The sequence below is a fragment of the Brachyspira pilosicoli genome (assembly GCF_036997485.1).
GTDB classification, from domain to species: Bacteria; Spirochaetota; Brachyspiria; order Brachyspirales; family Brachyspiraceae; genus Brachyspira; species Brachyspira pilosicoli_C.
In genome coordinates, this window is sequence record NZ_JAWLPU010000001.1 from 716,244 (window position 1) to 729,066 (window position 12,823).

Genomic DNA, 12,823 nt, shown 5'->3' on the forward strand with positions numbered 1-12,823 from the left:
TAACATGTTTATAAACAATTACGAAATATAATTATTTAGCTGCACACTATTTTCTAATCAATAACCCCTATGCTTGTATATATTTCGTTATAATATATAATAAATTTCCAACTTCTAAATAAAGGTTTTTTTATATTTTTTATGGCATTAATGTTAAATGAAGAGCAAAAAAAAGCTGTAGAGCATATAGATGGTCCTATGCTTGCATTAGCTGGAGCAGGAAGCGGTAAGACTAGAGTAATCACAGAGAGAATTGCATATTTAATAAAAAATGGAATAGACCCTAGTAATATACTTGCTGTTACTTTTACAAATAAAGCTGCTAATGAAATGCGTGAGAGAATAACTGCTTTGCTTAAAGAGAAACCCAAACAATTAGTAATCAGTACTTTTCATTCTTTTTGCGTGAGAGTGCTTAAACTTGATATAGATAAACTTGGATACAAAAAAAACTTTAGTATATACTCTTCTTCAGACAGTAGAACTCTTATAAGAAACATTTTGAGAGAGGTTAAAGTAAATACTCTTAATTATGATGAAAACCTTTTTGCTTGGTATATAGACAGGTACAAAAACAATTTAATGAAGCCAAATGAAGTAGTGCCTCATGATGATTTGGAAAAGATTGCTAAAAGAGTTTATGAGGTTTATCAGAATTATTTGAAAGGGTATAATGCTGTTGATTTTAATGACCTTATTAATTTAACTATTGATTTATATATTAATTTTCCTGATGTTTTAGACAAATATCAAGAGAGATTTAAATATATTATGGTTGATGAATATCAAGACACCAATTTAGCACAATATAAACTCACAAGCCTTTTAGCATCAAAATATAAAAACATTGTTGTAGTGGGTGATGATGACCAGAGTATATATGCTTTTAGGGGGGCTGATGTATCAAATATACTTTCTTTTGAAAACGAATATCCAGAAGCTAAGATAATCACATTAAACAAAAATTATAGAAGCACTAAGGCGATACTTGAAGCGGCACATGCTGTAATAAGCAACAATACACAAAGAAAAGCAAAAGAGGTTGTTGCTGTTAATGATGAAGGTATACCTCCTGTTATTATGCCTTGCGAAGATGAAAGAGATGAGGCACAGTTTATAGCAGAAAATATCACACAAACTGCAATAAACAAAAATTTAAACTACGAAAACTTTGCAATACTTTTTAGAATGAACTCTCAGTCGCGTATTTTTGAAGAGGCTTTAAGATTTCGAGGCATTCCATATACTGTTGTTGGTGCTTTTCAGTTTTATGAGAGAAAAGAGATTAAAGATATACTTGCATATTTAAACTTGTTTGTTAATCCAGAAGATGAGGTTTCTCTTTTGAGGGTTATTAATATACCAAAAAGGGGAATTGGTGCTGTTGCAATTAATAATCTCAATGAAATAAGTATAAAAAACGGAGTATCATTATATCAAACATTACTTGACTATGAGAATATAGATGATATACCTCCAAAGGCAAAAACAGGTATAAAGGATTTTTTAGATATTATTCATCATTATAATGAAATATTCACTGTTGATAAAAACACATTAGAAAAACCAAAGCTCTACGAAAACATTAATAAATTTTTGGATACAATTGCATATCATAATGAAGTATTAAACTCAAGCGATACAAAAGAACAGGGAAGCAAAAAAATAGAAAACATTGAATCTCTAATGAATGGTATAGCAGAATATGAGAAAGGGAATAAAAACGCAACTCTAAAAAATTATTTAGACAGAATACTTTTAATGAGTATAGAGGAAAATAATGAAGAAGAGAAAAAGAAAGGCGTAATGCTTATGAGTATACATGCAGCAAAGGGTTTAGAGTTTCCTTATGTTTATATATGCGGTATGGAAGACGGCATACTTCCGCATCATAAAAGTTCATCAGAAAGAGAGATAGAAGAAGAGAGAAGACTTTGCTACGTTGCTATGACGAGGGCAAAAAAGCATCTCACATTAACATATTGTATGAAAAGAAAAAAGCAAGGCAGAGATGTGGAATGCACCCCGTCAATATTTTTGGAGGAGATGAGAAAGGGGCTTCCAGAAGATATGGCGATGGACGAAGAGGAGTTTTTCTCAAACCTCAAAGCAACATTGAAGAGAGATGCTTAAAAGATTTTATTATATTTAAAAATTTTTAAATAGTATTTTTATATTTAAAATATTTGCAGGATTTTAATCTAAAAAATGCAGTCCTTTTGCTTCTTTGGGTCACCAAAAGAAGTGGGGGCGTGGGGGCAAAGCCACCACAAATAAAAAACTATATATTACCATATAGTTTTTGTTTTATTCAACTTTTTCCTGCCGCAAAAAGTTGCAAAAAGTGCAAGGGTTTTGCTTTATATGTAGGTATGCTTCGCAAAGTGGTAAAGCCACCACAAATAATAAAATTTAAAAAATTAAAATAAACAAATTTAATTATGGTATGGCTATAGTTTGTGGGTCTGTTTCTTTTTTCTCTACATACCAATCTTCTTCATTGTTCGGGTCCATTTCTGCTATTTGCTCTAAACTCATGCATATATAATTGCCTTTTGCTGTTACTGCTACAGTGTCATCATTAAGAAGTATATAACCTTCTCCTTCATACATTCTGCCGTTGCCGTAAGTAATTTTTCCAATTATTCTAATCTCTTCATTTATAGGTACAGGTTTTTTATATTTTGTTGTAAGCGTTGTTGTTACTCCCCATTTATCTTCCCCGGTGTATGGCATCATAGCTCTTCCTATAGTCTCATCTAAAATAGCAGCAAGTATTCCTCCATGCACTCTTCCGGGGTATCCTTGATGATAATCTTTAAAAGTTACCAAAGCACAAAGCGATTTATCTTCAAGTTCAAAAAACTCTGCCTTTAAACTTAAATCATTTTTAAATCCGCATACCAAACACATTCTTGAATTATTTTGTTTATTCAATACTTTTAATTCCATAAAAATCCCCCTTGAGCATAAATATAATTATAATATTATACACTAAAAAATTAATTAACAATATACTAAACTACTTTGCTTTTATAAAAAAATATAGATACCCAAGCATTAAGCTCAGGTATCTATGATTTTAATAAAAATAGGTTATATTATGAAGTCTAGATAATTCCAGCTATTCTTCCAGCAATTTGGTAGAATGCGAAACTAACTATCCAAGCCACCGCTAAAGTATAAACAATTAAGAAAGGTATCCAAGCCTTGCCTATTTCAGAGCCAATAACAGCTATTGATGCAAAGCAAGGGAAATATAATAATACAAATAAAAGCAAAGCATAAGCTACTATAGGATTAAATACAGGGTCATTTCTTAAAGCCTCTATTAAAGTAACTTCATCTTCTTCTATAGATTTTATCTGTGCTATTGTTGAAACAAATACTTCTTTAGCAGCTCCTCCTGCTATAAGAGCAATACTTATTCTCCAATCAAAACCTAAAGGCTTCATTACAGGCTCTATAAATGTTCCTAATTTACCAGCAAAACTATGTTTCAAACCTTCAGAAGCTACAAGTCTATCATATTCAGCATTTAAAGCCTCTTCATCATTTATATCTATATTTTCTGATACTAATACAGTTTTTGCTCTATCCATTAATTCAGCAGATTCTTCTTCTGTAGGATTGTATTGAGGGAAAGTCATTAATGCCCATATTAAAACAGAAGCAGCAAATACATAAGTACCAGCTTTTTTTATATACATCCAACCTCTGTCAAACATGTGTCTTAAAACAGTTTTTACGCGAGGTACTCTATACGGAGGAAGCTCCATAACAAAAGGAGTTTCATCGCCTTTGAAAAATAATTTTCTTAATATAAATGCCACAAGAAAAGCCATTATTACGCCAATTATATATATGCTAAACATTACAGTAGGAGCCATTTTTGGTGAGAAGAAAGCTGCAGTAAATAATACATAAACAGGAATTCTCGCACCGCAGCTCATAAATGTAGTTATAAGTACAGTTACAATTCTGTCTTTTTTGTTTCTCAAAGTTCTTGCCGCCATAGTAGCCGGTATAGTACAGCCAAAACCTAAAAACATAGGTATAAAAGACTGCCCATGAAGCCCAAATTTATGCATAACCTTATCCATTAAAAATGCAGCCCTTGCCATATAACCGCAGTCTTCAAGAAAAGATATACCAACAAATAGTATTAAAACTAATGGGAAGAAAGAAAGCACAGCCCCAACGCCACCTATTACACCATCAACTACAACAGATTGTAATAAACTTCCTTCAGGCAAAAGATTTGATACGAAAGATGCTAATGCACCAATACCCATCTCAATCCAGCCTTGAGGATAAGCTCCAAGAGTAAAAGTAACTTTAAATATTAACCATAACACACCTAAAAATATTGGTATACCAAGCCATTTGTTTAAAAATACTACATCGGCAGCATCTGTAAAATTGAATGCCTGTATATCATCTCTTTTTATAACTTCTTTTAAAGCACCCCTAATATATGAGTATCTTTTATCTGCCATAATAGAGTCTGTTTTAGAATTCTCTTTTGTCTCTAATCTTATAATTTCTTTATTTATTGTCTCTATTACATCTCCAGCATTGTTGCATTCGCGTCTTACAGAGTGTATTGCCCTTTCATCTTTTTCTAATGACTTTATAGCAAGCCATCTCTTATGAAGCTCTGATACATCACCCTGCATAGAGCTAACTATATTTCTTATAGATTCCTCAACATCTGCTCCATATTCTAAAGCAGCCTCTCTATGCAGTTTGTTTCCAGATTCATAAATTTTTTCTATTTTATCTAATATTAAAAGTACACTTTCATGTTTGTTCCCATGAACTTTCATTACAGGAAGTCTAAACAGCTCTTCTAATTTAGCTTCATCTATATTTATACCCTCATTTTCTGCATGTTCATACATATTAAGTACACATAAAATAGGTATACCCAATTCCACTAACTGTAAAGTAAGATAAAGATTTCTCTCTAAATTTGTAGAGTCAATAACATTTATAATAAAATCAGGTTTTTCATTTAGAAGTACATCGCAAGCTACAACCTCATCTTGAGAATAGGCACTTAAACTGTACACCCCCGGTAAGTCCATCAAATCATAAGTGTATCCGTTGTATAGCATAGAGTATTCTCTCTTTTCAACCGTTACACCGGGGTAGTTAGCAACTTTATAATTAGCACCAGTTAAAGCGTTAAATATTGTTGTTTTACCGCAGTTTGGGTTACCAGCTATAGCTACTTTTAATTTTGTATTGTTTGAAGGAACTTTGAACTTTTTACTAATCTCTTCTTTATCTTCTAAAAATAAATCACAGGCATTGTTTTTTTTCTCTCTTTTTACTTTGCCTGTTTTTATATCAGCCATTTTTTTTATTTCAACATCTGCCTTAGAAACTTCAATTCCATTTGCCTCAGATTTTCTTAAAGATATTTCATAGTCCATAATATGAACTTGAATAGGGTCTCCAAGAGGGGCTTTTCTTACAATCCAACCTTTAGCACCAGCCGTAAAACCCATCTCTATAATTCTTTGTCTTATCTCACCCTGTGTCTCCACATTATCCACAACAAAACCTTCTTCTATATCAAGTTCTGTTAGTTTCATAAATAACTCCTTTCGGTAATTTTAATAATCTAATAAAGTGTTAGTATAGTCTAACATATATACTAAATTTGTCAATATAACTCTATATAAAAAAGTGTTTATTTAGTAAAATTAATGAGAAAAAAGCTGCCTATATATATCATCTTGCTCTTTTAGATGCACCACAAAGCCTACAGCTATTTTGTTTTCAGTAGCCTCTATTATTTTTTTAGCTCCTTCCTCTCTAAAACCTCCGCAAAGTTCTATGCAGTCAATACCTTCTTTTTGTAAGTTTTTGGATACCTCAATAGCTTCTTCTATATTTGATACACCAATTATTTGCGATACTCCATTATGTATTGAAGCTTTATCTTTACTGCTATCAAAAATTTTATCCATTATCAAATAAGCGAATTTCATTTTTGTATAACTCCTAATATATATATATTTTTATATTATAGCATAGAAGATTAATTTATAAAGTTTTAAAATAATTTTAGCTTATTTTCACGCACGTTAAAAAATGCATTTGTTTATTAGTAAGATTATAATTGTTATTTAAATTATGTTTATAAATATTTTTAAACGTGCGTTGAGTAGATTAAATACTTAAATAATATTTTTGTGTTTTAATTTTATTATTTATAATGATAGTGATTAATAGTTATACTAAACAAGTGAAATAATATAGATTTGTTTATAGGTTTATAGTATACTCTATTTGAAGAAGAAATTTTTAGAGTATAATTGATTATGAATAATACATGGTCACAATTAAATAAAGAAATACAATCTAAAATCAAAAAGAAAGATAGCTATAAAGAAGGTATTATTGCATTATTTGATTTGAGAAACATTCTAATAGAAACCCTAAAATCATTTTATAAAGAATTAAGTAGAAAAGATTTTGATGCGATTCCATTTGTAAATTCAGATGGATATCATAATAAAACTATTGCATATTCAATTTGGCATATTTTTCGTATTGAAGATATAGTTGCACATACATTAATAGCAGACAATGAGCAAATATTTTTTTCTAGTAATTATCAAAAACGTATCAATTCACCTATAATTACAACAGGAAATGAACTTATAAAATCTCAGATAGACGACTTTTCAAGAAAACTTAACTTAGATGAACTTTATTCGTATATTTTTGATGTAAAAAACAGCAGTGAAAATATAATTAATAGTTTATCTTATGATGAATTAAAAAAGAAAATACCAGAAAAAAGAAAAGAAAAGTTAAAATTATTGAATGTGGTAAGCAATGATAAAGATGCAATTTGGCTTATTGATTATTGGTGTAAAAAAGATATTCGAGGTTTAATACAAATGCCATTTTCAAGGCATTGGATTATGCATATAGAAGCAAGTTTACGCATAAAAAATAAAATATATTCATAATTAATAAAATAATATATAACATTAAAAGAATTGAGTTTTTTATTATAATTAAATTTTAATAACATACCCCGCCCTTTATTTTTGATAGCTTATTTTAAAATTTTAGTTTAAATTATTTTATTGTATATTTAGAAATGTTAACGCCCACCCAAGATTTTTTAAATTTAAAACTTCACTCTACGCACGGTTAGCTGATATTAGTTTTTTGTTTTATTGCAATTGTTAATAAAATTTATGCTTTTGCCTTGTTTACCGTGCGGTGTATTTTATAAAACTATTATCAAACATTCCAATTTTCTGGGTCTTTGTTCCACTCTAAAGCTTTCTTCAATTCATCTTCGCTTATATACTTCTCATCTTTTGCTATTTCCATTAATGAAGAGAAATTAGAAAGAGAAGAGAATTTTATATTTGCTTCTTCAAAGTTTTTCTTAGCCTTTTCAAACTCATAAGAAAATATTGAAATTATCTCAAGACCAATAGCTCCTTCTGCTTTAGCTGCCTCAAATGCTTTTATAGAACTTCCGCCTGTTGAAATTAAATCTTCTATAAGTATTAATCTTTTGCCGTTACAATCAGCTCCTTCAATCTGCCTTCCTCTGCCATGCTCCTTTTTCTCTGCTCTAATATAACACATAGGCTTATCAAGTTCATACGCTATAAATGATGCCCAAGGTATACCAGCAGTTGCAGTACCTGCTACTATATCAAAGTCTTTTAATTTTAATATATTTACAAAAGATTCAACTATCACTTTCCTATATTCTGGGAAACCTATTACATATCTGTTGTCGCAATATATAGGACTTTTTATTCCAGATACAAAAGTAAAAGGCTCTTTAACATTAAGTTTAACAGCTTGAGATGAAAGCAAAGCAACTGCAATTTTTTGAGCCTTACTTTTTTTATTATTTTCCATTCCCTCAGCAATCTCTTGAACAACCATTCTGCAAGCTTTAACTCTGTCTTCGCTTCTTGTGATAGGGCGTCCAACTACAAGATAATCGCATCCGTTTTCTATGGCTTCTTTTGGTGTCATAATTCTCTCTTGGTCGTCAACACTAGCCCACTTAGGACGCACGCCCGGACACACCGTTCTAAATCTCTCACCGCATTCTTTTTTGATGATAGCAGCCTCTCTTGGTGAGCATACAACTCCATCAAGTCCAGCCTCTTTTCCAAGTTTCGCCCAATTAACAGCCAAGTCTTTTAATGCTATATTTGAAGTGAACATATTCTTTACATCGTTTTCTGAAAGACTAGTTAAAACTGTTACACCTATTATTAAGTTTTCTTTGTTTAATTTCTTTATCTCTTCAACAGTCTTTTCCATCATCTTTTTTCCGCCGCTTGTATGCACATTAAACATAAAGACATTCTGCTTAGCAGCAAAAAGTGAAGCCATAGCTGTTGTGTTTGGTATGTCATGAAATTTTAAGTCCAAAAATACTTTTTTATTTTTATTAGCCAAATATTCTATTATCTCGCCTTTAGTATATAAAAATAATTCAAGCCCCACTTTATAAAACACAGCCTCATCGCCAAGTTCATCTATTAAAGCCACCGCCTCAGACATAGAATTAAAATCTAATGCCACTATAAGCCTATCTTTTGGATTGTTGTCTGCTATCATCATAAATGTGCTACTCCTATTAAATCTTTTATATTGTTTATATTATTTTCTTCAAGATAATTATTTATTTGTTTTATTATTTCTATAGGGAGTGTTGGGTTAGAAAATATTGCAGAGCCTATAGAAATAACAGAAGCACCAGCCATTATAAACTCTAAAGCATCTTCATATTTTTGAATGCCGCCCATTCCAACTATAGGTATATTAATAGCCTTGTAAACTTGATAAACCATTCTCAAAGCAATAGGCATTATAGCAGCACCTGAAAGACCTCCGAAAGTGTTACCCAATAATGGTTTTTTTGTTTTTATATCTATCTTCATAGCTAAAAAAGTATTAACTAAAGAAACACTATCCGCACCCGCATACTCCACAGATTTGGCAATGCTCACAATATCAGTAACATTCGGAGATAGTTTTACTATTAAAGGCTTTTTTGTTAATACTTTTTTTACTTCTTTTGTAGTTCTCTCAGCACTTTCACAGCTTGCCCCAAAAGCCATACCCCCATTTTTTACATTAGGGCAAGATATATTAAGCTCTATAAAATCAACTCTCTCTATTTCATTAGCAATCTCTGCCACTTTAACATACTCTTCTAATCTGCTTCCGTTAATATTTAAAATAATAGGCGTTGAGTATTTTATATTTTTTATAATTTCATCTCTAAAATATTCTATCCCAGGATTTTCTAAGCCTATACAATTAATCATTCCGCTTGGTGTTTCTGCAATGCGAACCCCGCTGTTTCCATCTTTTTTATTTAATGTTATTCCTTTTAAGTTTACAGCACCAAGTTCATTAACGTCAAAATAATTATTATACTCTTCTCCAAAGCCAAAACAGCCAGATGAAGTTATCACTGGGTTTTTTAATTCTTTACCTAAAAATTTAATATTAAGTCTGTTATTATTCATTTTTAATCCATAAATATTTAGCATCAAATACAGGTCCGTCAGAACAAGCCTTTTTTAATACTACAGTTTTATTGTCATAACTCACTTCAACATTGCATCCCAAACAAGCATTAACTCCGCAAGCCATTCTCCTCTCAAGAGAAGCATAGCATAATATGTTGTTTGTTAATGCTATTTTTATTATTCCATTCATCATAATGGTAGGGCCGCAAGTATATATTATATCAAACTTTTCTTTTTTTATTATTTCATTTGTTTTCTCTACAGCATTACACTTATCACCAACAGAGCCATCATCTGTAACTATATGTAAGTTAATATCATTAGTATCAAATCTCTCCATTATGTTGAGGGCGTCTTTATTTGCTCCGCCCATTACAAGAGTGATGTTATTATTATTTACTAATTTTTCTATTAATAGCTTTATAGGAGCAATGCCCATTCCGCCTGCTGCTATAAGCACTTTTTTATTATTAATATTAGTATCAAATCCGTTTCCTAAAGGTCCTTGTATATTAACTTTGTCTTTTAAGTTAGATAAATATTTTGTGCCTTCGCCTTTTACCTGATAATAAAACTCTACCATATCATTAGAAACATAATGAACACTTATAGGTCTTCTTAAATATGTGCTGCTTTTTAGCATAAAAAATTGCCCTGCCTTAATATGCTTAAAAGCCTCTTTGGATTTTATTTTGAGAATATACTTATCCTCTGCTATTTTTTTGTTTTCTACTATCTCGCAATCTTCTAAAAACATAATCCTATACAACCAGTAATAAAATTAAATTATAGTAATTAAATTAGAATAATCATTTGTATAACCCATCATATCAAGCATAGCAGATATTTCTCCTCTATGATGAGTATTATGATTTAATTCATGCATTATTATATGATAGATTGGCTTTTTTACCACATCATCAGCAAAATCTATTTTTATTATTACATTATAATCATCTATACTATTTATTATATCTATTATTATATCATCTAATTTTTTTCTAATATCAAATAAGTTATCCAAATTAGCATCTATTGGTTTATTGAATAAAAAATTATCATTAAGGTACGTTAATATCTCTTCGTTTGCTATTATTTTTTTGCTTGAATACTTTCTTAAAATAGAAAAGAAATAAATATCTGCTTTTATAATATGAGTAAAACTATTTATTAATGATTTAAAATAAGTTCCTGTTTCTTTATATAAATCTGATTCATTAATTTTTTGTATATCTCTAAAAATACTTATAAGCATTCTATTAGCTTTTCTGTTATATTCTGCCATAAGAGTAAGAACTCTTTGTGATGTGATTGTTTTTATAATATTTTCTGAGGTTTCAGATTGTTCTTTATTAAGTTTTTTATGATTATTTTTTTTATTAGTTTTTTTATACTCTTTTTTTATTTCTGAAAAATCTTTTCTTAATTCTAATAAATTATCATATATTATTTTTTTTTCTTCTCTTAATTTTTTTAATTTTTTGCTTTTTAACTCTTTTAGATTTTTATTTAGATTGTTTATAATACTTGATTTTAATATTTCAATTTCTTCTGACTTTTTATTTAACCTATTTAATTCTGAGTTTATTTTTTTTTCTAACAAATTGATTTTATGGTCTATCATAAACGATTCCTTTTTGCTGATATAGTAAAAACAGCAATTAACTAATAGTAATAGAGAAATTTATTTTTGTCAAATATTATTATAAAGTTTTTAAATATTATTAATTATTAAAGTTTTATTTTTAGACATAAAAATATTTATTTTTTATAGATGAGTTTATTCTAAATAAAATGTTTGAATTTTAATCATAAATTAAAAAGCCAAAGTATAAAAAATATACCATGGCTTAATATTCATTAGTCTATTTGTTTCGTCTTTGCTATAACTAATTCTCTTACACATATATCCTGCGGCATATTATAAGCGAATTCTATACAATTAACTATATCAGAAGCATTTAAACCATTTCCTATGCTCTTTTTCCATTCAATATAATCAGCTTTTATATTTTCATCTGTTGTATGTTCTAAAAGATGAGTTTCCACAACTCCCGGTGCTAATACTATAACTCTTACATTTTTATCAGCTACTTCTTCTCTAATACTTTCAGTTATGGCATGTACAGCAAATTTACTTCCGCAATATACTCCATGATTTTTAAATGTTTTTCTTCCTGCTATTGAACTTATATTTATAATAGTGCCTTCATTTCTCTTTATCATATCTGGAAGTATTATATTTGTAGTTGTTAGTATTCCATTTATATTAACATCTATCATATTCTTCCATTCTTCATAGCTTTGTTTATCAATATTACCAAGAAGCATTACTCCCGCACAGTTTATAAGCAAATCAGTTTTTCCGTATTTATCTTCTGCCATTTCTATTGCCGTTCTTATTTCTTCAAAATTTGTAACATCTGCTTTTACGCTTATAGAATTTGGTAATTTTAAATTATCCATTATTTCTTTACGTCTTGATATTAAAAGTGTAGGGTATCCATTTTCTGAGAATCTTTTTGCTGTTTCCATTCCTATTCCAGAGCTTGCTCCCGTAATAACTACTAATTTTTTCATAATAAAAAACTCCTTTATAAAAAATAATTATGCCTTATAATATATTAATAAATTGCTTACACAAGAACGGAAATGATTGTTATTAAGTAACATTTATTTCACTATCAATTAATAGGATAATTAAATGAAAAAAATAAAAGTAGCATCAGAAATAGGAGTTACACTTTATATGATAGGAGGTAAATATAAACCTCTTATACTAAATTATCTTATAGAAAATAAAACAAAAAGATTTAATGAAATGCTTAGATATATGAAACCCATATCTCAAAGAACTCTAACTAATCAGCTTAGAGAATTAGAAGAAGACGGACTTATAAACAGAAAAGTGTATGCAGAAGTTCCACCAAAAGTAGAATATATTATAACTAAAAAGGGCAAATCATTATCAAAAATATTAGAAGCTATGTGTGAATGGGGAGAGAAAAATATTGATGAAAGGTTTGAAATTACTAATCCTCAATGTTTATAATAAAAAATATTTTTTAAAAATTTATTAACTACTTATTCATTATTTGAAATATTAGTATAGTTTGTTTTTTGTTTTACTTTTTTTAGCATTAAACATATAAAACACCTATATACTTAATCATTTCATTAAAATTATAATCAAAAAAAGTAGTAGAAACATTTACAGAAAATAATTTTTAATTATTTAAATAAAGCCATAATCTTTTAAGACTATAGCTTTATTTTTT

The 12,823-nt window shown here is 29.1% G+C and carries 11 protein-coding genes; 3 read left to right on the forward strand and 8 right to left on the reverse strand.

Features of this window, described 5'->3' with window-relative positions; all coding sequences use genetic code 11:
* Nucleotides 1–141: 141 nt before the first annotated feature.
* Entirely contained in the window at nt 142–2,133 is a 1,992-nt protein-coding gene (locus R4I97_RS03150; protein WP_335783646.1) for an ATP-dependent helicase, read from the forward strand.
* Between the two features lie 306 nt (nt 2,134–2,439).
* Here the strand turns inward: R4I97_RS03150 and R4I97_RS03155 are convergent, their stop codons facing one another.
* The 3 genes from R4I97_RS03155 to R4I97_RS03165 all read right to left on the reverse strand — a co-directional run bounded on the left by R4I97_RS03155 (nt 2,440) and on the right by R4I97_RS03165 (nt 6,002).
* Nucleotides 2,440–2,952: a PaaI family thioesterase gene (locus R4I97_RS03155; protein ID WP_219710416.1), complete on the reverse strand. Its 513-nt coding sequence runs from the start codon at nt 2,950–2,952 to the stop codon at nt 2,440–2,442.
* A gap of 158 nt (nt 2,953–3,110) precedes the next feature.
* On the reverse strand, nt 3,111–5,603 hold the full coding sequence (gene feoB / locus R4I97_RS03160) for a ferrous iron transport protein B (protein WP_335783647.1): 2,493 nt from the start codon (nt 5,601–5,603) through the stop codon (nt 3,111–3,113).
* A 111-nt stretch (nt 5,604–5,714) separates the two neighbouring features.
* Entirely contained in the window at nt 5,715–6,002 is a 288-nt protein-coding gene (locus R4I97_RS03165) for a DUF6506 family protein (RefSeq protein ID WP_335783648.1), read from the reverse strand.
* Nucleotides 6,003–6,335: 333 nt separating this feature from the next.
* On the opposite strand from R4I97_RS03165, the gene R4I97_RS03170 reads away from it, so the two are divergent.
* On the forward strand, nt 6,336–6,992 hold the full coding sequence (locus R4I97_RS03170; RefSeq protein WP_335783649.1) for a phage head-tail adapter protein: 657 nt from the start codon (nt 6,336–6,338) through the stop codon (nt 6,990–6,992).
* 280 nt (nt 6,993–7,272) lie between these two features.
* On the opposite strand, the gene pyrF is transcribed toward R4I97_RS03170, so the two are convergent.
* The 5 genes from pyrF to R4I97_RS03195 form a co-directional block, all read right to left on the reverse strand.
* Nucleotides 7,273–8,628, reverse strand: a complete 1,356-nt coding sequence (pyrF, locus tag R4I97_RS03175) for an orotidine-5'-phosphate decarboxylase (protein WP_335783650.1) — start codon at nt 8,626–8,628, stop codon at nt 7,273–7,275.
* On the reverse strand, nt 8,625–9,542 hold the full coding sequence (locus R4I97_RS03180) for a dihydroorotate dehydrogenase (RefSeq protein WP_335783651.1): 918 nt from the start codon (nt 9,540–9,542) through the stop codon (nt 8,625–8,627). Before R4I97_RS03180 ends, pyrF begins: the two co-directional genes overlap by 4 nt.
* Nucleotides 9,535–10,302: a dihydroorotate dehydrogenase electron transfer subunit gene (locus R4I97_RS03185; RefSeq protein WP_335783652.1), complete on the reverse strand. Its 768-nt coding sequence runs from the start codon at nt 10,300–10,302 to the stop codon at nt 9,535–9,537. Before R4I97_RS03185 ends, R4I97_RS03180 begins: the two co-directional genes overlap by 8 nt.
* A 24-nt stretch (nt 10,303–10,326) precedes the next feature.
* A complete protein-coding gene (locus R4I97_RS03190; RefSeq protein WP_335783653.1) occupies nt 10,327–11,169 on the reverse strand; it encodes a DinB family protein in 843 nt (280 codons plus the stop codon).
* Nucleotides 11,170–11,405: 236 nt separating this feature from the next.
* Nucleotides 11,406–12,125 carry an SDR family oxidoreductase gene (locus R4I97_RS03195; protein ID WP_335783654.1) on the reverse strand — a complete coding sequence of 240 codons (720 nt, stop codon included), beginning with the start codon at nt 12,123–12,125 and terminating at the stop codon, nt 11,406–11,408.
* Nucleotides 12,126–12,249: 124 nt separating this feature from the next.
* Here R4I97_RS03195 and R4I97_RS03200 point away from each other — a divergent pair, with 124 nt between their 5' ends.
* Nucleotides 12,250–12,597, forward strand: coding sequence for a winged helix-turn-helix transcriptional regulator (locus R4I97_RS03200; RefSeq protein WP_295295393.1), 348 nt, complete (start codon nt 12,250–12,252; stop codon nt 12,595–12,597).
* Nucleotides 12,598–12,823: the final 226 nt, after the last annotated feature.